The organism is Vibrio sp. 1-Bac 57 (genome assembly GCF_037546855.1).
In the GTDB taxonomy this organism is placed as follows: domain Bacteria; phylum Pseudomonadota; class Gammaproteobacteria; order Enterobacterales; family Psychromonadaceae; genus Psychromonas.
Map to the genome: position 1 here is coordinate 19,170 of NZ_JALAAC010000031.1, position 23,455 is coordinate 42,624.

Here is a 23,455-nt window from a genome sequence, read left to right on the forward strand (position 1 = left end):
CTTTCACCTTTTTTTAATATATAAATTGTATAGTTCAGTTAGCCTGAAACCATATTATTAAGAGCCAAAATTGGCTGTAAAATGGCTGTAACAATAAACAAAACCACCCCCGCCATTGAGATAACGAGTGCAGGTTCAAAGATCCCTAATGCTAATGTTACTTGTGCCGAGAACTGTTTGTCTTGATTATCGGCAGATCGTTCCAACATATTACCTAATTCACCACTTCTTTCTCCACTGGAGATCATGTGTAACATCATCGGAGGGAACAACTTAGTACTATCTAATGCTCTCCCCAAACTTGTACCTTCGCGAACACGTTCAGCAGCTTCCTTCACTTTTAAACGAATATATTGATTACTTAAAACATCTCCGGCGATCCCCATTGCCTCTAACAACGGCACCGCACTACTATTTAAAATGCTTAATGTTCGAGCAAAGCGCGCCGTATTTAATTCATTAACAACCTTACCAACAACAGGAATACGTAATAAAAAACGATCAAATCGTAGTTGATTACTGGCTTTGCGTAAGTAATATTTAAATAGTAATAAGGCAATAATACACAAACCTAAAAAATACAAACCATAGGCACTCACTGCGTCACTAACAGCAATAAGAAAAAGTGTCGATCCCGGTAAGTCTGCTCCCATATGTTGAAACTGGCCAACAACCTGCGGCACTACTGACGTTAATAAAATAGCGACAACAGAGATAGCCACTAAGGTTAATACAATCGGATAAATCAACGCTTGCATCATCTTACTTTTCATTTCTTGTCGTTGTTCGGCGTAATCAGCAAGCCTATCTAGTACTTTTTCTAAATGCCCTGATTTCTCTCCCGCAGCAACCATCGCACAAAATAGATTATCAAAAATCATAGGGTAATTGCGCATACTATCTGCGAGTGTATAACCTTCAATCACTCCACCACGTACCGACGCTAGCATGCTTTTAATTTTAGGCTTATCACATTGCTCAGCTACTGCTTGCAATGACTCTTCAAGGGGAATAGAAGAAGCGACTAAAGTAGACAGCTGACGAGTGATCAAGGCTAAATCAGCTGTTTTTATTTTACTTTGAATAAAAGCCTTACCAGCTCTTTTGCGTTTTGAGGCAATGGCTTCAACTTCTAAGGGCATCAAGCCTACATTACGCAATTGTTGACGCAACATACGAGCAGAGTCAGCCTCTTGTGTTCCTCTGGTTTGTTTGCCTTTTGCGTCTAACGCTTTATAGGAAAAAGTAGCCACTAATCCTCTCTAGTCACACGTAAAATTTCTTCTAACGTGGTTTGACCTTGTAATACTTTTTTAAGTCCATCATCTCGAATGCTCGCAGAGGTTTTACGAATTTCTCGTTCTACAGCTTGCTCGCCAGCACCGGTATGAATTAACTCCCTTACCACCTCATTAACCACTAATAATTCATGGATCCCCGTACGTCCTCGATATCCCGTATGGTTACATTGACGACAACCATCAGGACGATAAATAGTGGCTTCTTCAAGCTCGGTAATACCCAATATTTCTTTTTCGGAAGGGCTTGCTGAATGCGGAGCTTTACATTGCGGGCATAAACGGCGTACTAAGCGCTGTGCTAGCACACCTAAAATACTAGAAGATAAAAGGAATGGCTCAACGCCCATATCACGTAAACGGGTCACCGCACCTACTGCAGTATTAGTGTGTAATGTAGATAATACTAAGTGCCCAGTTAAACTCGCTTGTACTGCGATTTCAGCGGTTTCAAGGTCACGAATTTCACCAATCATCACAACATCAGGATCTTGACGTAAGATAGCACGTAAACCACGAGCAAAAGTCATATCAACCTTGGTATTAACTTGGGTTTGGCCAATACCATCGATGGCATACTCAATAGGGTCTTCTACTGTGAGGATGTTTCTATCTCTAGAATTGATCTCTAATAGGCTAGCATAAAGTGTAGTACTTTTACCGGAACCAGTGGGTCCAGTAACTAATACTATGCCATGTGGTTTATGGATAAGATTTTGTAATAATACGTGATTTTCTTTGGTCATGCCTAATGTAGAAAGCTCTAGCTTAACTGCATTTTTATCTAATAAACGTAATACAACACGTTCTCCATGACTCGCAGGCATAGTTGAAACACGCACATCTACTGCGCGCCCACCAATACGTAATGAAATACGGCCATCCTGTGGAATACGCTTTTCAGCGATATCCAGTTTTGCCATGACTTTAATACGAGACACTAACAGTGCGGCTAATTTGCGATGTGGTTTTAATATTTCACGTAATACGCCATCAATACGGAAACGAATAATTAATGTTTGCTCAAAGGTTTCAATATGAATATCAGACGCTTCTTCTTTAATCGCCTCACCTAACATCGCATTAATTAATTTAATGATCGGTGCATCATCTTCAGCTTCTAATAAGTCATCATTAGCAGGTAGTTCTTCGGCCAAAGTAAAGAAATCGTCCGCGCCTAAGTCTTCCATCAATTGTTGCGTTTCTAAGGAAGATGATTGATAAGCACGAGCCACTAACTTATCAAATACCTCACTCTCTACTTGTTTAGTAGTAAAAGAATGACCAATAACACGGCGCACTTCTATCAACAGTTCAACATGAGGTGTTTTTTTAAAGCACAATTCACTCTGCTGCCCGCTATGTTGCATGACTAGTTCATGCTTTTTAGAAAAAGCAAAAGGCAACTGACCTGAAGGAGTAAACTCTACTACTTCAGCTTCTTCAATTGCTTCGATATCGCTTAAATTACTCATTCACTTGGCCTGTATCTTCTTTGTTTTGTGCAGCCTCTTGCTTCGCTTTATTATATTCTTGGTTTTTACGGAACATGTTAGGGTCTATTTCAACAGGTTGTCCCCATTCAGGTAATACTGGTACATTACTATTTGGCATCAATTCAATGCCATCTTCAGTTTGGCCTAATTGTATTTGACGAATTAAACCATATTTACGTTGGCTCAACTCCATCATAGTTTGATCATCTCTAATAATCGTTGCACGTAAGAAAATCATTAAATTACGTTTTTCTGTGCTACTTTTAGTAGATCGAAAAAGCTGCCCTAAATAAGGTATATCACCTAATAACGGCACTTTATCAACGGTTTCATTCACTGTTTCATCAATTAATCCGCCAATAACAATGGTTTCACCCGACTTAGCTAACACAGTCGTTTTTACTGCGCGAGTAGCAAAGATAACATCTACCGAGGTTTGCCCTTTGATATTTGATACTTCTTGTTCAATCACCATCTGTACCGAATCACCTTCATTGATTTGAGGTGTCACCTTCAGTTTTATACCGATTTCTCTGCGTTCAATGGTTTGAAAAGGGTTATCATTCGATGAACTTGATGTGGAGCCCGTCAATACAGGCACTTCGTCACCCACAATAAAACTAGCTTCTTGATTATCAAGCGTAGTCAAACTAGGTGTAGCAAGAATATTAGAGCCCGTCGTCGTACTTAGCGCCTGTAAAATAACTCCCCAATCATTACCCACATAACCAGCCACGCCACCAGCAATGGAAGCCAGCGATGAAGCGAGATCTTCATAATCGTCTTCATCATTGTTAATCGCATAAACGCCGGTTGCAAGTTCGCTCGCGGTCACGCCATTATCATTAAACTGCGTGCCAGCACCTGCTGTAGAAGCCCATTGCACACTTAAGTTGATACCATTCCCTTCTGACACTTCAACCACAATTGCTTCTACTAATACTTGTGCTCGACGAATATCTAGCTGACGAATAATACTACTCAATGATGACATCAAGGCAGGCTGCGCTGAAATCACAATTGCATTCGTCCCCTCATGCGCTTGAATATTTAAAGAAGATGCGTTTTTAGACGACCCAGACTGACCGCCAGACACATCTTCAATACCTTTACTAACACCCGTTAACACATCTACAACTTCTTTTGCATTGGCATATTTAAGGTAAAAAACACGTGTATTACCATTATTTTTTAGTTCTTTATCCAGTGACCTCACTAATTTAATGACACGGGCACGTGTTTTAGGCTCACCACTAACAATCACAGAGTTAGTCCGCTCATCGGCGACTAATCTCGGTTTAAGTACACTGCTAGTACTACTTTTCGAGGTTTTTGGTGTTTGCTGAATGGAATTAATCATATTGACCATTTCTAGCGCACTTGCATACTCTAGCTTAACAATATCAACTTCTTGGTCACCAGCTTTATCAACACGTTGAATAATTTTAACTAAACGATTAACAACCGCAGCACGACCAGTGATCATAATAACGTTAGAAGGATCATAATGGACGACGTTCCCACCGCCAGCACTATCGTTTAATTGACGTAAAAGCGGTGCAAGTTCACGCACCGAGACATTAATAACAGGCACGACTCGCGTGACCATTTCATCACCTTTAAAGCGACTACCATCATCTACGACGGGAATCGCGGCCACTTTAGCGTCTTTTGCTTTAATAACTTTAAGGATCCCATTGTCCATTTCAACAACAGCAAATCCATACACTTCCAAAACATTTAAAAAGAATTGATAGTATTGTTGTTCATTCAGTAAGTCATAGCTTCGAACATTGATTTTTCCACGCACTGCTGGGTCTAGAACAATCGTTTTTTGCAGGTTCTTACCGACAATATTAATGAATTCATTCAAATCAGCATTTTTAAAGCTCGCTGAATATTCGGCAGCTTGTACCAAAGTGGCCTGTGAAAACAAAACAAAAATACTGGCTCCGATCAATCCAACCAATTTTTTCTTTATCCCTAAAATCATTACAACAACCTCATTGTTTACTTGTTTCAGCAGCTTAAACTTATTTTTATACTACGGAATACTAAAAAATAACTCGTTTAACTCACCATCGCGGTCAACGGTTAAGCTCATTTCTGTCATAGTGGGGAACTCTTTCATTAGCCCCATCGCTTGGCTGATATCGGTTAAATCAATACCGTTTAGTTCCACTGCTAAATCGCCTTCTTGTAATCCTGCTTCTTCAAATAAACTAGGATCTTTACCGGGACTAACACGATACCCTTGAATCTGATTGCCTTCTCTAACGGGGGAGATTCTAATATAATCGAGCAGCTTGCTAGGGTTTTCCAACAATGCTTTTCTATCAAGTGCAATTTCTGTTCTATTACTTGCTCTAGTTTGACCTTTTGTAGATGCTTGCTCATTTTCAATTCTGGCCATTCTTTTATTAGATTGTTCTAGACCATCTAATATTAACGTTTGTTCCTCACCACCTACCGAAATAATAATTCGATCACTATATATTTGGCTCACACTTGCATCAGTCCCTTCAATCTCAGAATCAATAAAATAACTATCCTGGACATTTTTATATTCAATGATAACACTTGAAAGCTCAGGATCTGAAGCCGCAACAATGCCTACTAAAGTCAGTTTTAAGCGCGTTTTAGGCGCATCTGTTTGAGTAGATTGGACAGGCTGCTTACGTTGCCCTTGAAATTCTCCGAATAAATGCTGCTGCTGAATTTTTTGAGAGTTTAATGCTACCGCTTTTGTCTTTGGGTCAATGGAAGGAGGAGTCCACTCATATGTGCTGTCTTTTATGGGATAAACAGCCCAAGTAAATAACGCTATCTGATAGGCGATTAAAGCACAGATAACTGCCAATATTATTTTCGGTAGTAGGGATATTATCGCCACTCTTTACATCCTATTTATTTACACTGAATATTAACCATTCTTATTTACCATACTAATGCCAACGCCAATCTTTATAAATCAACATAACTAGGTAAGCTCAAATAATGAGATCTATCCTGGAACTTTATGCTTTAGTTGGCGATAGAATAGCCCTTTGAATATAGCATTATCACACAACTATGCCTTGATTTATCAAATTTTGCCCCAATTTAATTACCTTAATAATTCATTATTTTCTTTTAACTTAATAACAAAGTTGATTTTTGCTAAACTAAAATCCGCTTTTGAGTGAAAAATATGAAAGAAACAACGGTACGATTAGACAAATGGTTGTGGGCTGCGAGATTCTATAAAACCCGCAGCTTAGCTCGTGAAATGGTGCAAGGTGGTAAAGTCCATTATAACGGCCAACGCTGTAAAGCGAGCAAAAATGTAGAGTTAGGGGCATTATTGTCAATTCGACAGGGTGAGCTTTTATTTGAAGTCTGCATTGAAGCCCTTTCAGAACAGCGTCGCGGTGCGCCAATTGCGCAAACGCTTTATAAAGAAACAGAAAAAAGTATCGCTAAGCGAGAACAATACCAAGTTTTACGTAAACTCAGTTTACAAAATGCACCACATCCAGACCGTAAGCCCAATAAAAAAGAACGCCGTGAATTAATACACGCAAAAACACAACGTAACACAGCGAATTTTGATTAATCGTTGCAGAATAAATATTGAGAGAAACTATGACAGACCAACTACAACGCTTCCTATTTGATGATTTTGAAATTCGCGGCGAAATTGCACAAGCACACACAGCTTTTCAACAATGCATCAATAACCATGACTATCCCGTTGAAATAGCTAATACCATCGGTGAATTGTTAATTGCCACCAGTTTATTAACGGCAACGTTAAAATTTGAGGGAAAAATCACCGTTCAAATACAGGGTGATGGTCCACTGAGCATGGCTGTCATTAATGCAAATCAAGATTTAGAAGTGCGTGGTACGGCGCGTTATCAAGGCGATACCACTGGTTTATCTTTTTTACAGTTAATTGGAAAAGGCAACCTGATGATAACTATCACACCAGAGAACGGTGAACGATATCAAGGTATAGTGGCATTAGAAAAAGATAGTTTAGCGGCGTGTTTAGAAGATTATTTTGTACAGTCAGAGCAATTAGCGACTAAAATTAGTTTATTTGCCGATAGTCAAGCAACACCAGCACAAGCAGCGGGATTATTAGTACAAACGTTACCTGCACACAGCGATACGCATGAAGAAGATTTTGCGCATGTTTGTGCATTAGCCGGCACCATTAAAGCAGAAGAAATTTTTACCTTAAGTAATGAAGAACTATTATTCCGTTTGTATCATCAAGAACAAGTACGTTTATTTGAGCTACAACCCATTAGCTTTAAGTGTGGCTGCTCTCAAGAACGCTGTTTATCGTCTTTAGCATCTCTTCAAGAATCTGAAATAAAAGAAATTTTAGAAGAACAAGAGAGTATTGATATGCGTTGTGAATATTGCGCAACCACTTATTCATTTAAGGAAAAAGATCTACAGATTTTATTCACTTCTACGGATCAAAAACACTAATTTGATCAACTATTGTTGTCACATCACGAAGTAGCCATAATAATTTTTATTGTGGCTTTTTTTTAATCGATTATTTGAGCCTGCTCCCACAAAAATAACTTCAATTCCCCTACCCTACACACTCTTGTTTTCATTTCTTTTACAATAAAATTACACGTCATAATGGAGCTAACTATGACCCAAATAGCACTATCGACCAAACAGTTACAACAGTACGGTATTACCGATGTTTCAGAAGTTCTTTATAACCCTAGTTATGAAACCTTGTTTACAGAAGAAACTGCAGACTCATTAAGTGGTTATGAAAAAGGTACGATTACTAATAATGGCACTGTTGCAGTTGATACAGGCATCTTTACTGGTCGTTCACCGAAAGATAAATATATAGTAAAAGATGATACAACTCGCGATACCGTTTGGTGGAGTGATCAGGGTAAAAATGACAACAAAGCAATTGATCAAGATACTTGGGCACACCTAAAAGGCCTTGTATCAAAACAACTCTCTAGTAAGCGCTTGTTCGTTGTTGATGCCTATTGTGGTGCTAATGCCAACTCTCGTTTAAAAGTACGTTTTATAATGGAAGTTGCATGGCAGGCACACTTTGTAACGAACATGTTTATTCGCCCAACTGCTGAAGAACTAATTGATTTTGAACCCGATTTTGTTGTAATGAACGGCTCTAAAACAACTAATCCCGATTGGGAAAAAAATGGCCTCAACTCAGAAAACTTTGTTGCCTTTAATCTAACAGAAAAAATACAAGTAATTGGTGGCACTTGGTATGGCGGAGAGATGAAAAAAGGTTTGTTCTCTGTGATGAACTATTTATTACCGCTGAATGGTATGGCGTCAATGCATTGCTCTGCAAATATAGGCAAAGCTGGCGATACGGCAATTTTCTTTGGTTTGTCAGGAACAGGGAAAACAACACTTTCAACAGATCCTAAACGTGCATTAATCGGTGATGATGAGCATGGCTGGGATGATGATGGTGTATTTAATTTTGAAGGTGGTTGTTACGCGAAAACTATTCGATTAAGTGCCGAAGCTGAACCTGATATTTATGGTGCAATTCGACGTAATGCTTTACTAGAAAATGTGATGATTAATGAGCAAGGTGAAGTTGATTATGACGATGCAAGTAAAACTGAAAATGGACGTGTTTCATATCCGATAGATCATATCGTAAACATAGTAAAACCAATTTCTAAAGGTGGACACGCGCAAAAAGTAATCTTTTTATCAGCAGATGCATTTGGGGTTTTACCACCGGTTTCTAAATTGACTAAAGCACAAACTCAATATCACTTCTTATCTGGTTTCACTGCCAAGTTAGCTGGTACTGAACGTGGTATCACAGAGCCGACTCCTACATTTTCTGCTTGTTTTGGCGCAGCATTCTTGAGCTTACATCCAACTCAATACGCACAACAATTAGTAAAACGAATGGAAGCATGTGGTGCAGAAGCGTACTTAGTAAATACGGGTTGGAATGGTTCTGGTAAACGTATTTCAATTAAAGATACACGCGGGATTATTGATGCGATTCTAGATGGATCAATTGAACATGCTGAAACTAAAACGATTCCACTATTTAACTTAGAAGTACCGACTGCATTACCTAATGTAGACAGCAATATTTTAGACCCTAGAGATACTTATAGCGATGCATCGGAATGGAATGAGAAAGCTGAAAAACTAGCACATCTATTCATTGATAACTTTGCACGTTATACGGACAAGGAAGAAGGTAAGGTATTATTATCTGCCGGCCCTACGCTTGATAAATAACTGTTAAATTAAGAAGTAACGGTTAAATTAAAACTTAAAACTTAAAACTTAAAACTTAAAACTTAAAACTAACATTAATTAATAACTGATTAATGTTAGTTTTTTATTATTTGAATCTAAGAAAGGCTGAATTTGAAAGGCTTAACTTAATAACATTCTCGCCCACATGCCAAAGGGGCTAGTAAACCCGGTTGTCACAGAAGTAATTTGCCCCTTATCTATCACCATCAAGGTTGGCGTCAAACTAATCCCCCATGCGCGTCCAATTAATCCTGTAGCGTCATTAAGCACAGTAAAGTCATAATCTTTTGCACTCATGTATTGCTGAATACGCATATCGTCGCCTGAGTTTAATGCAACGGTAACAACTTGCATATTGCCACTCACAAAATCAACTGAAGGTGAAACAGTGCTACAAACACTACACCAAGTTGCCCAGAAATAAACCAATACTGGCTTGTCTTGACTCATCGCTATTAAGTCGACTTGTTTTCCTTGGATACTCATTGCAACTAACTCAGGTGCTTTTCCTGAAACAATTGACTGAGCTCGCCAGAAGTCAGCTCCCCAACCCACAGCGAGTATAAAAAGCCCATACATTGTCACGGTTTTAAGTCGTGACAACCATGTCCTTTTGAGCTTCTTCTCTGTCACCCTACTGCCCTTTTGCTTGTTGCATTGCATTAATGACATCTTCGCTATTTAAAATGGTCGATAACTCAATACCGTTTGGTGCGGCAGGTCCATAAACAATATTAAAAGGTACACCATAGCGCCCAAATGATTGTAAATACGCAGTGACAGAGTCCGATCGCACAGTCCAATCTCCACTCATTGCGATCACTCCCCTTTCTTGTAATGCGCTATACACAGGATCTTGTAATAAAACCCCTACTTTATTAGCTTTACAAGTGACACACCATTTTGCGGTGACATCCACAAAAATAACGTTACCTTGATCAACCTGCTGTTGAATAACTTGTGCATCTAATGGCACCCAACTAATTTCATCCTGTAAAGGATTGGCCCAATGTTTAGCAGTTAAGCTCCCAACAATTAATACAACAGAAACGACCATCATAAAAATGCTGAAGATAATAAAAAAGATACGTTTACCATGCTTTTTAATAATCAAGACAGCCAATAAAAGCAATACTAACAATGCAACTAAAACAGTATAAAACACGCTAATAAAGCTACTTAGTAGGCTCACTAACCATAAACAAGTGGCTAAAATTAACACACCAAACACATTTTTAACTGTTCCCATCCATTTACCTGGTTTAGGCATTAATAATGCGATGCTAGGAAATAAAGCAATTAATAACCAAGGTAATGCCATCCCCATCCCTAAGGCGGTAAAGACTGCAAATAGCTGCCAAGCACTCGCGCCTAAGGCAAACGCTACCGCAGTCCCTAAGAAAGGGGCCGAACAAGGAGTCGCTAATAAGGTAGCAAACATACCTTGTAGATAGTGTCCAAGATAAGAGTTTCCACCTTTTTTCGCTAACCAAGTCTGCATCGAAGAAGGTAGTTGGATTTCAAATAAACCTAGCATATTGGCAGTAAACAAGGCCGTCACGATAATCATAAAAATAATAAAGTAAGGACTTTGGAATTGAATACCCCAACCTAATGCTTCACCTGACAACTTAAGAACGAGTAAGAAAGCAGCTAGCAGCCAAAAAGAGCTAATAATACCCGCACTAGAGGCTAAAAATTGTTTACGCACTTTTCCTCGTTGACTGGCTTCGACGCCTAGCACGGAGCTTAACTTCATACCTAATACCGGTAATACGCAGGGCATGATATTGAGAATTAACCCACCCAATAATGCAATCAAGAAAATCGATGCAATGGACTCTTCATTAGTTGAAATAATTTGCTTCCCTAATGTGGTAGCAACTTCAACAGCAACACTATCGTCTACCACCGTGATATTCACATTGGCATTACTTAAATCAACTTCTCCTCCCCAACTGCTTACGGCAAAGGTCGCAGTAACCTGTTTCTCAGACACTGAGATAGTAGGCTTAGAAAAAAACACATTGTCTAGTTCAGCGTCGCTACTATCAATGAAAAGATCGGGTTGCTGCCAACCTATTTGATGAGATAGCTGTACGACCACTTGTTGATTGAACTGATCCCAAGAACTAGTGATATGCGTAATATTCGCATTATTTTTTTGTGTATCAATGGCACTTTGGTCTACGAGGATAGGCACACTACTTACAGCCTGAGCATAAGCAAAAGCAATGTCTTCATTGATGCTCAATTGAGCCAAATCAAAACGCAGATCTATATTATAATCTGTTAATACACAAATTGTGGTACATGAAGCTAATGTCAGCGTCCCCTTTAAACGACTAGGTTGTTCGGGATCGTTAACAGTAATATGCAGAGGAAAGTGAATTTTATCTTTATACCCCACAGTCTCAACACCTAGTACAGGATAGCGTTTTGGAGTAGGCCAAGACCAGTCGAATGCTTTTATATTAGTCGATTCAGCTTCCCACTCAAAAGTAGGTGCAACGCCACCTTCACCAGGTGATCGCCAATAGGTTTTCCAATCTGCATCGAGATTTACATTTAACAATGCATTGGCTGTATTTTGTTGAGCTTGACCAGTGAGCTGTAAATTAACTTTGACAGGAAGATGATTAAGATTACTTATCCATCCTGTTTCAGGTGCCAGTGCTAATGCATTAATGGAAAAAATACAAAGAGAGAATAATAACAAAAAATAACGTTTAACAGTGGGCATGAATACTCCGAGAAAATACACAACACAACCTAATGATTCATTAAGTTAAAATTTCGAGCAAAATTACATATTGGTTTATGGCTGACTTAAGCATAAAAGGTTCACTACCATGCTCCTAGTTGACCATAATAACGCTAAATTTATTGCACTTATTAGCAAATAATTAAATTCATTGAAATTAATAAGCTCGGCAACATCATTAATTAATATCGATACAGCCTTTCTTTATATGATCAGGCTGTTAGGTCGATTGGTATTACTTAAGCTTAGTGATAAAATGAGATGATGATCAAATATTTCTTTGTGAACTCAGTTCACCAATAAAACATTATGTATTGCTATCTTGGTTGCAGAAAACAACAACGCCATTCCAGCAATAGTATTTAATAGGGAGCCACCTTTATGAAAGTCGCCATGTTCAGTTCTCGCAGTTATGATATTCAACACTTTAAGCCATTAATTTCAGCTCCGATTAGCATCAACTTTTTCGATACTCAGCTCAACTTGCAAACCGTCGCGTTGGCTTCTGGATTTGATGCTATTTGTGCTTTTGTAAATGATGATTTGAGTGAGCCGGTTTTAAAGCAATTGCATGCATTAGGTATTAAATATATTGCCATGCGCTGCGCAGGTTTTAATAACATCGATTTATTTTGTGCTAAATCCCTAGGATTCACGATTGTACGTGTTCCAGCATATTCTCCAGAAGCTGTTGCAGAACATGCTATCGCTTTATTAATGACACTTAACCGCCGAACACACAAAGCTTACCAACGTACGCGTGATGCTAATTTCTCTTTAGAGGGGCTAGTAGGCTTTAATTTACATGGTAAAACAATCGGTATTATCGGCACGGGTAAAATAGGGGTCGCGACCATGGCGATCTTTAAAGGTTTTGGTTGTCGTATATTAGCTTCAGACCCTTACCCATCAGAACATGCAACAGCATTAGGTGCAGAGTACGTTGACCTAAAGACTCTATTTTCAAATAGCGATGTGATCAGCTTGCATTGCCCATTAACCAGTGACAATAAACATTTATTAAATAAAGATACTTTTGCGTTGATGAAAGATGGGGTGACGATTATCAATACCAGTCGCGGTGGATTGTTAAATGCCCATGATGCTATTGAAGCTTTAAAATCAGGTCGTATTGGTGGTTTAGGCTTAGATGTATATGAAGAAGAAGAACATTTATTCTTTAATGATCATTCTAGTGAAATCATTACCGATGATATATTCCGACGTCTGTCTGCTTGCCATAATGTTATTTTTACCGGACACCAAGCATTTTTAACAAAAGAAGCACTCACTAGTATCGCTCAAACCACGCTCGATAATTTAAGAGATCTTGCTTCTGATATTACCAGTGTTAACCAAGTTAACGAATAAAAAATACAACTGCAGATAAACGCTACGCTGAAAATAGTTAATTATTCAATCTCGTTCATTTATCTGCACTTTTTACTGATTAAGAGTAATTCCATTAAAGATGAAATCAAATATGGGACAGGAAAAATAAATCAGTTTCATGTACAAGTGATAGATTTTAACCAATAAGATGGACCGGCTATTTAGCGGACTTAGTAGAGCATCAAATATCAGTACAATCGGCATTACTTGAGCTAAGATCAATAAACAACCTTCCACCAAATGGCATAATTTATTGTAAGTATCGCGTTAAATCCTAGAATCTACTTTAAAGTTACTTTCGATCATTATTTTTATTGAGCAAATTGTGCACGGAAGCCTTTTTTAGTTTAAACTGCGCGACTAAATTAATTCCAGAGGAAAATGATATGTCTGACAAAGTCTTTATCACTGCACAACAATTACTTGAAGACTCATTTCGTCTTGCTGCACAAGTATACGATAGCGGCTTTCGCCCGCAGTTTATTGTTGGTATTTGGCGTGGTGGTGCCCCAATTGGTATTGCAGTTCAAGAATTCTTTGACTACAAAAAAGTAGAAACAGATCATATCGCAGTACGTACTTCTTCTTATTATGGTATTGGTAAGCAAAGCAAAACCATTAAAGTACATGGTTTACATTACATCATTGAAAATGCCAATGCTGACGATGGTTTATTAATCGTTGATGATGTTTTTGACTCTGGCCGCAGTGTTGTTGCATTGACAGAAAAATTAAATGAGGTGATGCGTTTAAACATGCCACGTGATGTACGTATTGCAACACCTTATTACAAGCCTAAAAATAAAGCCGTTGACATGGTGCCGGATTATTATATTCATGAGTCTGAAGAATGGTTAGTTTTTCCACATGAAGTATCGGGTTTATCAATTGAAGAGATCACTGAAGGTAAAGGCGACTTCCAAAATATTAAGCATTTATTTACTGAAAAATAAAATAACTTTATTAGTTAATAAATGAACAAAAGGAGACTATTTAGTCTCCTTTTGTGTTTATTCCAAGCTCTATTGTAAGATCCTCAACGCTGTTAATTTCGATAATCAGCCACAAACTCATCACTCGCTTGCAAAACATGTGCATATAACTCAAAGAAAATATCACTGAGTTGGTTGTAATGTTCATTTAAAATTTTTCCCGTCTCAGCTAAAGGAGCCATTCGTTCACTGCGTGTTGCCATACGTTGTAAGGCATAGTCAATATTAGAAATTTTTTGATACGACTCAAGCCATTTATCTTGCCAAACCCAATTATTAACACGGCAAAACCGTTCCGGTAGCGATACGTCTTTAATATTTGTTTCTTTAATAATATTTTGCTCTGCCAATTGGCAAAATTCAGCTAAAGATAAAGCATGGAAAGTCGACCAATATCGAGCCAGGAAATGGTCCCAAAACATATCTAATGCAATGGGGGCATATCGACGCAATGATTGAGGAAATAACAATTTGGCAGCAAGTACTTGGGTATGTTTGTCTGTAAAACTATCAACATAACGATGCAATCTAATCCCCTCAACAATCTCTTTAGGGAACAAGCCTTCAGGATTTCCTTTGACAAAATCTCCTAGGAAATTACCACTAAAACTGGTATTCGTAACCTCTGCGATATGCAGATGAGCCAGATAATTCATAGAAATCTATCCCTTAAAAAGATGTAAACACCAACTACCATTTACATGCGAACAGAATATTTACTCACTAGCATATAACGTTAGGTTAACATGTTATACGTAAGCATGGCGTTTGCTGATTAGAATGCCAATAAAGACAACAGCAATACTCGCCCACTGCCAAACAGTTAATATTTCATTCAATAATAGTGCAGACAATAACAATGCAAAAATAGGAACTAAATTAGAATAAGCAGCAGCGGTTAATACCGAAGATCGTGCCAATGCATAGTTATACATGCCATAGGCGCCTAAAGTCACTGCAGAGCCTAAATAAAGAATATTTAATAACGCATTAACATCATGTTTTACCGGCAACTCTATGAATAATAAAAACGGAGCGAAGAACAGCGTACCAGATAAACCTTGTAAAGCGATTAAAGACAACGCTGAATATCGATTCAATAAGTGTTTCATGCTAACAACATAAAATGCAGCACACACCATCGCAATAAATTCTAAGGTATTACCTAATAAAGGATTAGGGGCATGATCTGTATTAGGCGAAACGAGGCTCAATAAAATACTGCCCGTAATACACAACCCAAATCCGATGATAATTTGCTTACTGAGCTTTTCTTGGATCAGAAAAAAAGCAAAAAAAGCGACCATTAAAGGTAAGCATGAAACGATAATACCGGCTTGCGAGGCAGAGGTATATTGCATGGCATAACCTTCAAATAAAAAATATAAGCAAGGTTCTGCTAAAGACATCATTAATAACCACTTCCAGTCACCTTGTTGATACTTAAAGCGTTTAATCCAAGGCTTTAAACAAAAGCAAATGAGGAGAGTAATTAACATCCGCAAAAATATAACAAAGGAAGGTGGATAAATATCAATTGCCGCTTTCAAAGCTACAAATGAGCTACCCCATAAAAAGGTAGCGATTAAAAAGCATAAACCCGCTGGCATAGTTCGCCTCTAAAAAGTAGGCATCCTACCACCAGTGTATTTCAGCTACTATAGTAATTTTTATAGGCATAATGAAGCGATCAAAAATTAAAGTCTATTAATGACTTTCTATCACGGCACCTACTCCTGTTTTTGTTGATATAAAGCTAATCCTCTTGCCTTATAATTAGCCAGTGCACTTGGATGATCTAAACTACAGGTATGAACCCAAACACGCTTTGCATGGCATACTGTCCAAGCCTGCTGAATAGCATAAGTTAATAAATATCCACCAAAACCTTGGCCGATAAATTCAGGTGCCAACCCAAAATATTTAATCTCTACTGCTTGCTGTTCGCCTATTTCAAGCTCAAAATATCCAACAATACTACCTTGATAATAAGCGACCCAAGTACGTAATTCCTCACGTTCAGCATAAGCTTTCCAAGTTTGTTCTGTATCATTAAGCTTATCGAACCATTGCCATTGCTCACCCACGAATGAATATAAAAACCGGTTAACACGATAATTCTTAATTTCTGCTTCGGTAATGGTTAGTCCAGGAATTGGCTGTTTGGGTTTAAGCTGCTTCGCCTGCTTCATTTCTAAATAATAAATACTAACCTTTGTCATTCTGTACCTTCTGCAAATTCATAGAGTATTAGGGTCTGTTGATCTTTATCGTGCGATTAAAAGCGCGCGTTTATATAACTTTTCGAAACCTTTATTAGTAAAAACAAAAGCATCCTGTGTAGCATAAGGGCTTAACTTTATTTCAGACTCTTGGATAAACTGTTCTAGCACAAAATCGTTACCCGCTTCAGTCTCTGCAAAAAAAGTTAATACATCACCGTTACACTGTTGTTTGAACTTTACCAAGGTCCCATTAAGGTACATCGGAAAACTTTTATTATCTTTTAACGATTCATCTTCGCAAGCTAGCTTATCCGTAGCTTGAAAAAAGACACTGAGCTTCTTATGCTGCCCTCGACCTAACAACGCCATAAGCGAACCGACTGTTAGCTCTTTATTACTGATTATCTTTCTCTCTTTATCAATGTACCAACCTTCAGCACCCTCAGTTTTTAGCTGCTGTTCACTGCTTTCTAAATATTTTGGCATATCATCGACATAAATATCGACAACCCTTGCAAAATTTTTCCAACGGTCTTGTGTTGGCAAATAATAATAAGCAAGATCAATGGCTTGGCCATTAACCACTAATTCCCATAAACCTTTATAATGCGCATCCTGTATTGCTACTGTGTCGATCAACACGTTCTGCGGTAATTGGTCACCACAGGGTTTACAGAACTTTTTAATAAGATGAATATTCTCGTCTTTTAAAAACTGTAACGCTAGCGTTGCTTCTTTTTGGCTCACGCGTTGCGCTTGGTCAGCCTGCACAACGATGCACATACTTAGCCCGATACAAATAATCAATAATTGTTTTACTATATTCATTGCCAATTAATTCCTGATTTTTTACAAAATAGACAACCCATTTTTGATATTGAAAAACCTGTCAACACCGATTATAAATTTAACACTAAGTCACTTAGGATAATGAATAATATTAAGAAAACGCAGCGGAATATCACCAATATTACGATATATATGTACTTTATCCGCACAAAACTTCGCTTTATCACCGACTTTCAATGTTGTCCATTTCTGATCCACAAAATACTGCATGGTACCGGTTGTCACAATAATGTGTTCGATAACACCTAGCTGATGTGGGGCAGATTGTTGTTGGTGACCGACAGCAAAAGTTAATTCAAAAACTTCTATTCCAGTATCCATATCATAAGTAAATACAGTATTAATACTAATACTTTTATCTTGGGTAAAGTTTTCAACCAATGTATTAATAGGCTTATTTAATTGCTTAGCATTTCCGATATACTCATAACTGTCTTGTGCATCAATATCATGGTTAACAGCGACTAAGCTTTCCTGTTGCAAGAAGTAAGATAATGGCAAAGAAAACCCTGTTGCGATCTTCCATAGTTTAGCCACTGTTGGGCTAGATTCTCCTCGCTCAATTTGTCCTAACATCGCTTTAGAGACTCCGCAGACTTGGCTTGTTTTTTCTAAGCTCCACGCTTTTTCTGCACGAATTTTTTTTAATTGTGCAGCTACTGTTTTATTAATTATGTTCGACATATTTTCCTTGTGCGTTATAACGGTCAATGTTAACTTGAAGATTAATACGTTATAACGCACAGGGTATATTATGAAAATAGTTTGGCAACCCATCAATACAATAATTGCAGCGATGAGTGCAGGTTTAATGGCCGTGATTGTTGGGTTTTCTAGCTCAGTGGCATTGATATATCAATCGGTGATTAATTTAGGGGGAGATGCTAACTTAGTCGCGAGCTGGTTTTTAGCACTTGGTGTCAGTATGGGGAGCTTGAGTATGCTCCTATCATGGCATTACCGAGCTCCTATTTTAATTGCTTGGTCGACACCTGGAGCGGCCTTGTTAATTGCTAATGTACAAGGGTTTACACTTAATCAAGCTATTGCAGGCTTTATCGTTAGTGCTGTTTTGCTCTGTCTTTTCCCGTTATTGGTTCCTTTAGATAAATTGTTTAAATGGTTACCCTCACAACTAGCTTCCGCTATGTTGGCCGGTATTTTACTGTCTTTTGGTTTTGCAGTTTTTGAGCAAATCAACTTACAGCCGAACTTGATTATTGCCATGTTGTTTAGTTATCTATTAGCTAAGCGCTTTGTACCTCAGTGGACACTGCTAATCGTCACCTTGGTTGCCATTATTCTCGCCTGGCAATTGCAGCTTATTGAAAATAAAACCATTGAATGGCAGTGGAGTGAATGGCAATTTATTCAACCTGATTTTTCATGGTCAGTAGTGGTTGCTATTAGTTTGCCATTATTTATTGTTACAACGGCGGCTCAAAATTTACCAGGCATTGCAATGTTACATAGTTTTGGATATCGACCTCCGCTCAAATCTATTTTGTCTATTAGCGGATTAATTAATATCATTGCCGCTCCTTTTGGTGGCTATGCGCTTAACTTAGCAGCAATTAGTGCTTCACTATGTATGGTTGAAGAAGTTAATCAAGATCCACAAAAACGCTATTGGGCAAGCTTCTGGGCTGGTATTTTTTATATAGTGTTAGGCTTATTTGCAGCTTATATTATGGCGTGGTTTGCATTATTGCCGAACTCACTGATCCTTGCTTTAGCTGGCATCGCTTTATTTGGCACCATCACACATAGCTTGCAACAAAGTATCAATAGCGAGCACAAATACATTAATGAAGCCGCCACTTTTACGTTATTAATCACCGCATCCCCTATTTCATTGTGGGGTTTAAGTTCGGTTATTTGGGGGCTATTGGGTGGAATGTTAGTATTATTAATGAATAAAATTAGACGAGCATGATCAGCTATTGAACGGCATTGGGTTATTTACGTGATGCTTGGATCAGTAAATTACGTGGCGTAATTTTGGTGTCACAAAACTTACTTTTGCTCCTGTTTTATGGTGAATTAGTAGCCCTAAATGACCTTTTCCCGCACACCTCTCCAAAATCGGTAATGAGCATTTTATAATGTTAGGAAAGCAATCTACCTGCGTCCAATTTTTACCTTTAATGCCTTGCTTAAACCAACATGGAATATCGTCATCAAAATGATCGCTTAGCTTGTTTAATTCAAACAAACTAGCTTCTAAATTCAATAACTCAGGAGTGCGAGTACAGTAGAGTAGTTATTTTTGGTAAGCAGCTAATTGGCCGTCATCAAGACTTTGTAACAACTCAGTGAGCTCTGTAGTGCCATTGAAGGTGAGGTATTCACTCAAAACAAACAAAATTGTATTGCCAATATTGCATAAACTGAGTTAAATAAAGATCTATTTTATTAAAATAATCAATTAATGAATAATTGCTTGCTAAGTCATTACTTATTAAGCAATCACTTAACAATATTTCTTCTACTTGCTTACCATCACGGGCAGTCATTTTTCTTTTTATCTAATGAACAGGCTTTCGATTCAGTTTTGTCTTTTTCATCGATATCATCGTTAGTTAATGGGTCACTGCAACAACTACTCAAATGCACAGCCTCTAACCATTGTTGTAGCTCTTCTTCAGTAGGTTTCTTTTTATCACTCATGTGCGCATTACCTTTTAAGTTGAATGAACAATAAGATATTCAAATGCCGATACTATCTAATATTTCCAAAAATACATCTTCTCGCGTTTTAGCGGTTAAGTTGGGGTACAGCCGACACAAGCGAATGGCTTGGCTGAATTTATTTTTTCCTAACACACTAAGTACTCGTGTGAATAATGTTTCATCTAGAAAGAATGTTTTAACGGCATGATTTACTGCATCATCTAATGAAACATAAATAACTCCGTCAAACTCAAAACTATCGTTATCACTATTCACTTCTAATGGCGTGTTATTAATGATCAGCGGCCAACCTTGGTAATTAATACGAGCTTGCATCATTTCAAACATTGGCCATGCACTGCGTTTAAAGCCTTCGAACGCACTTCCCTCTAATTCAGACTCTTCAAGCTCTTTTTTTGTCCAATTCGACCCAATACTTAATACTTTTTGGTGTTTGCTAGTAAGCGCTTGTTTTATTGCATCGCGATAGCTGTAAATGGAAGGGAAAGCCGAACGTTTAACAATGTTTGCACACTCTTTACAACTTGGCAGACTGAGAGGCTGATGGTCTAAAATATTAATTTCATAATCATGCTTAGGAAACTTAATTTTTTTATCACTTGGCTCGCCGCAAAACCAACAAGTATTTCGAAAATTAAAAGGAATTTCTACCGCGGCAAAAGTGCTCATATTAAGATCTCTCAAAAATGACTTAGAGTACGTTTAGAATGGCTATTAATCAATGGAAAAAATGATTCAGGAAATAGCTAATAGAGGCGGCAAACAATGCATGGATCATCTAAAAATAGGAATGAGTATAAAGTTAATCACGATGAAAGGTTAAAGTTAACAAGAAGAAAAAGAGGCTTTTTAGCGCTTGTAAATTACTGATATATAAAGATTAACAGGGTTTATTTGACAGGATCTAAAAACAGGAAAGGGCAGCCTAAGCTGCCCTAATTTTAGTCACACTATCAAATCCGTGATAGAAATTGCTCCATGCAATACATCCCTTTGACTACTGCCATACTAGGCGTCCACTTCCCAAATCCTTTGGTTTCTTCCTTGCTTATATCCATATACGATAAACATCCGGTTTATCAATCCAGTATCCTACTGGTTTCATCCTTGATACATCCTTATTTAATAAACATCCTGTTTATTAACAGCTCCCTTTCCCTGGAAGGTGTCCCTATTACATCCTGTAATGTCGTCCTTGCTTTTCCATAACGATAAACATCCGTTTTATCTCACTCCAATCCTTGAAGTTTCCTTTCATCATCCTGATACGATAAATAATCCTTATTCACCGTGTTACAACATCCTGTTGTATCCTGCTATCCGTATCGAGTCTACATCCTGTAAACTATCTACGTCCTTGTTTGCGGAATAGATAATACTGCGCATCGTAGTGATAAAAAGAACTTAAACATCAACAGTTAATCAAACATATACATAAAAAATAATTATATACATATAGATCAGTCTCTTAACTTGAAAACGCATTTTGAAAATGTATTAAATAAGCAAATCAAAGTGAGGATCTATTACGACTACAATGGTCGATCTCGCACAAAACTAAATTAACCGCATCATCACCCTTAAACCTAGGGGACAATAATCTTGATAGCGGTCACATTCATACTCACAGCGAGATTAAATTCGCTTCCATTAGCGCGCTAGCTTTCTAGCAAGCATTGATTTTTCAGATTAAATTTTAGTTAAAAAGATCAATTCATCAGAGAGAAAGTCGTTATTGGAAGACCAAAAAATAGCAAATTTTAAGGTAAAATCTAATCGCTCTCTATCATGAAAAACACCAAGCAATAGGTAGTTCTAATGCTGATATTTATTGAAAATATAAAATAACAAACTAAGCATAGTATTTGCTACTGATTCGCATTATATTTATGCCTTTATTTCTACCCTAGGTTATTTTTATGTCTGTTTACGCCACCTTATGCTTCCTCGCTGCCGTAGCAATGTTAATTGCATTTATCAATAGTAAATTAGGAAAATGGCAAACTACCATTGCAATTACTGCGGGTTCATTACTTTTTTCTTTACTAATCGTAGTCGCAGGTAAAAATGGGTTTACACAATTACAAGATACCGCCATTACACAACTTGCAAAATTAGATTTTGAGCACTTTCTATTAAATGGGTTATTAGGTTTTTTACTATTTGCGGGCGGCTTGGGTATTAAATTGGAAAGCTTAAAAGACCAGAAATGGGAGATTACTGCTTTAGCTTTAGGGGCAACGTTGTTTTCAACTTTCTTTATTGGCTTTACTCTGTACTTTATTTGCCAATTAATCGGTATTCCTTTTGACCTTATTTACTGTCTACTGTTTGGTTCGCTGATTTCACCTACGGACCCGATTGCCGTATTAGCTATTGTAAAGAAACTCGATGCACCGCAACGTATATCGACTCAAATTGAAGGTGAGTCTTTATTTAATGACGGCTTTGGTTTAGTTATTTTTGTTACTTTATTTAGTATTGCATTTTCTGGTCAGCCAATATCCATAGAAAGTGTTTCAATGATGTTTTTACATGAGGCGATTGGCGGTATTGTGTATGGTTTTGCGCTTGGCTTACTATTTCATTATTTAATTAGTGCCACTAATGACCATGCTATGGAATTATTGTTAACAATTGGTGTCCCTACTGCTGGATATGTATTTGGCCAAATGATCGGAGTATCGGGTCCACTCGCCATGGTTGTCGCTGGCATCATGATTGGCAATTGGACTAGAAAAAATGGTTTCTCTAAAGAGAGTAAAGCACAACTCGATCACTTTTGGGAACTCGTCGATGAATTTTTAAACGGCATATTATTCTTGTTAATTGGCTTAAGCATGTTGGAATTTAGCTTCCATGGTGAAGATTGGATCATCATGCTTATTACTATCCCGTTAGTATTATTAGCGCGTTATTTAAGCGTTCGTTTATGTTATGTAGGTTTTAATCAATTTCGTAGTTACAACCCATATTCAGTGATTATTTTAACCTGGGGTGGTTTACGGGGCGGATTAGCATTAGCTATGGCGATGGCTATTCCAGCTGGCGTTTGGGTTTTACCAGAGAAACAAATTGATGTGCGTGAGATTATTTTGGTGATCACATACGGTGTTGTATTATTTTCAATTCTTGTACAAGGCTCGAGTATTGTGCCATTAATTAACAAAGCAAAAGAATGGCAAAATACGCATCAACGATAGTTAATCACAATGAAATAAAGTGACTATAAAACAAGACTAGCGGGCAAATAAAAATAAGCCTGTTAGTCTTGTTAACAAACTGTATTTGACTGCTAACCATTAAAATAGGTTAGTTAATCCGATTGCAATGGTTCAAGTCATTATTTTACCGATCTCTGCAACATTAAAACGTCTTAAAAATCCTCAAAATATCAATTAACATCTTGATATTACAAGCGACTAAATAACTTCTAATAGATATT

Annotated in this window: 20 protein-coding genes; 7 read left to right on the plus strand and 13 right to left on the minus strand. The window is 37.7% G+C overall.

Annotated features, from left to right (window positions below):
* Positions 1-38: 38 nt before the first annotated feature.
* Genes gspF through gspC form a run of 4 tightly spaced genes read right to left on the minus strand, consistent with a single transcriptional unit; the run spans position 39 to position 5,687 of the window.
* Entirely contained in the window at positions 39-1,253 is a 1,215-nt protein-coding gene (gene gspF, locus MT391_RS16345; RefSeq protein ID WP_499499036.1) for a type II secretion system inner membrane protein GspF, read from the minus strand.
* A complete protein-coding gene (gene gspE / locus MT391_RS16350) occupies positions 1,253-2,773 on the minus strand; it encodes a type II secretion system ATPase GspE (protein ID WP_499499037.1) in 1,521 nt (506 codons plus the stop codon). The genes gspF and gspE overlap by 1 nt, the downstream gene beginning before the upstream one ends.
* Positions 2,766-4,787, minus strand: a complete 2,022-nt coding sequence (gene gspD, locus MT391_RS16355; RefSeq protein WP_499499038.1) for a type II secretion system secretin GspD — start codon at positions 4,785-4,787, stop codon at positions 2,766-2,768. The genes gspE and gspD overlap by 8 nt, the downstream gene beginning before the upstream one ends.
* 51 nt (positions 4,788-4,838) lie before the next feature.
* The gene (gene gspC / locus MT391_RS16360) at positions 4,839-5,687 is read right to left on the minus strand and encodes a type II secretion system protein GspC (RefSeq protein WP_499499040.1); all 849 of its coding nucleotides are present in this window, start codon (positions 5,685-5,687) and stop codon (positions 4,839-4,841) included.
* Between the two features lie 297 nt (positions 5,688-5,984).
* Here gspC and hslR point away from each other — a divergent pair, with 297 nt between their 5' ends.
* The 3 genes from hslR to pckA all read left to right on the plus strand — a co-directional run bounded on the left by hslR (position 5,985) and on the right by pckA (position 9,073).
* On the plus strand, positions 5,985-6,389 hold the full coding sequence (hslR, locus tag MT391_RS16365) for a ribosome-associated heat shock protein Hsp15 (RefSeq protein ID WP_037070927.1): 405 nt from the start codon (positions 5,985-5,987) through the stop codon (positions 6,387-6,389).
* Between the two features lie 29 nt (positions 6,390-6,418).
* Positions 6,419-7,279: an Hsp33 family molecular chaperone HslO gene (hslO, locus tag MT391_RS16370; protein ID WP_028867810.1), complete on the plus strand. Its 861-nt coding sequence runs from the start codon at positions 6,419-6,421 to the stop codon at positions 7,277-7,279.
* Between the two features lie 174 nt (positions 7,280-7,453).
* Positions 7,454-9,073, plus strand: coding sequence for a phosphoenolpyruvate carboxykinase (ATP) (gene pckA, locus MT391_RS16375; RefSeq protein ID WP_028867811.1), 1,620 nt, complete (start codon positions 7,454-7,456; stop codon positions 9,071-9,073).
* A gap of 141 nt (positions 9,074-9,214) precedes the next feature.
* On the opposite strand, the gene MT391_RS16380 is transcribed toward pckA, so the two are convergent.
* Both MT391_RS16380 and MT391_RS16385 read right to left on the minus strand, forming a co-directional pair.
* The gene (locus tag MT391_RS16380) at positions 9,215-9,697 is read right to left on the minus strand and encodes a protein disulfide oxidoreductase (RefSeq protein WP_028867812.1); all 483 of its coding nucleotides are present in this window, start codon (positions 9,695-9,697) and stop codon (positions 9,215-9,217) included.
* 31 nt (positions 9,698-9,728) lie between these two features.
* Entirely contained in the window at positions 9,729-11,837 is a 2,109-nt protein-coding gene (locus tag MT391_RS16385) for a protein-disulfide reductase DsbD family protein (protein ID WP_028867813.1), read from the minus strand.
* A 402-nt stretch (positions 11,838-12,239) separates the two neighbouring features.
* Here MT391_RS16385 and MT391_RS16390 point away from each other — a divergent pair, with 402 nt between their 5' ends.
* Positions 12,240-13,229, plus strand: a complete 990-nt coding sequence (locus MT391_RS16390) for a 2-hydroxyacid dehydrogenase (RefSeq protein ID WP_028867814.1) — start codon at positions 12,240-12,242, stop codon at positions 13,227-13,229.
* Positions 13,230-13,636: 407 nt separating this feature from the next.
* The gene (locus tag MT391_RS16395) at positions 13,637-14,203 is read left to right on the plus strand and encodes a phosphoribosyltransferase (protein ID WP_028867815.1); all 567 of its coding nucleotides are present in this window, start codon (positions 13,637-13,639) and stop codon (positions 14,201-14,203) included.
* Positions 14,204-14,295: 92 nt separating this feature from the next.
* Here MT391_RS16395 and MT391_RS16400 read toward each other — a convergent pair whose 3' ends face one another.
* From MT391_RS16400 to MT391_RS16420, 5 genes are all read right to left on the minus strand, one after another.
* On the minus strand, positions 14,296-14,898 hold the full coding sequence (locus MT391_RS16400) for an acyl carrier protein phosphodiesterase (RefSeq protein WP_028867816.1): 603 nt from the start codon (positions 14,896-14,898) through the stop codon (positions 14,296-14,298).
* Positions 14,899-14,991: 93 nt separating this feature from the next.
* Positions 14,992-15,852, minus strand: coding sequence for a DMT family transporter (locus MT391_RS16405; RefSeq protein ID WP_037070932.1), 861 nt, complete (start codon positions 15,850-15,852; stop codon positions 14,992-14,994).
* Between the two features lie 120 nt (positions 15,853-15,972).
* Positions 15,973-16,464, minus strand: coding sequence for a GNAT family N-acetyltransferase (locus MT391_RS16410; protein WP_028867817.1), 492 nt, complete (start codon positions 16,462-16,464; stop codon positions 15,973-15,975).
* 45 nt (positions 16,465-16,509) lie between these two features.
* A complete protein-coding gene (locus tag MT391_RS16415) occupies positions 16,510-17,295 on the minus strand; it encodes a hypothetical protein (RefSeq protein ID WP_028867818.1) in 786 nt (261 codons plus the stop codon).
* 90 nt (positions 17,296-17,385) lie between these two features.
* Positions 17,386-18,000, minus strand: a complete 615-nt coding sequence (locus MT391_RS16420) for a helix-turn-helix domain-containing protein (protein ID WP_037070934.1) — start codon at positions 17,998-18,000, stop codon at positions 17,386-17,388.
* Between the two features lie 70 nt (positions 18,001-18,070).
* Between MT391_RS16420 and MT391_RS16425 the strand changes: the two genes are divergently transcribed.
* Positions 18,071-19,252 (plus strand): benzoate/H(+) symporter BenE family transporter, encoded by a 1,182-nt coding sequence (locus tag MT391_RS16425; protein ID WP_028867820.1) that lies wholly within the window; start codon positions 18,071-18,073, stop codon positions 19,250-19,252.
* 566 nt (positions 19,253-19,818) lie between these two features.
* Here MT391_RS16425 and MT391_RS16430 read toward each other — a convergent pair.
* Both MT391_RS16430 and MT391_RS16435 read right to left on the minus strand, forming a co-directional pair.
* Positions 19,819-19,986 (minus strand): hypothetical protein, encoded by a 168-nt coding sequence (locus MT391_RS16430; protein WP_156916075.1) that lies wholly within the window; start codon positions 19,984-19,986, stop codon positions 19,819-19,821.
* Positions 19,987-20,025: 39 nt separating this feature from the next.
* Positions 20,026-20,679 carry a hypothetical protein gene (locus MT391_RS16435; RefSeq protein ID WP_028867821.1) on the minus strand — a complete coding sequence of 218 codons (654 nt, stop codon included), beginning with the start codon at positions 20,677-20,679 and terminating at the stop codon, positions 20,026-20,028.
* A 1,250-nt stretch (positions 20,680-21,929) separates the two neighbouring features.
* Between MT391_RS16435 and MT391_RS16440 the strand changes: the two genes are divergently transcribed.
* A complete protein-coding gene (locus MT391_RS16440) occupies positions 21,930-23,213 on the plus strand; it encodes a cation:proton antiporter (RefSeq protein WP_499499045.1) in 1,284 nt (427 codons plus the stop codon).
* Positions 23,214-23,455: the final 242 nt, after the last annotated feature.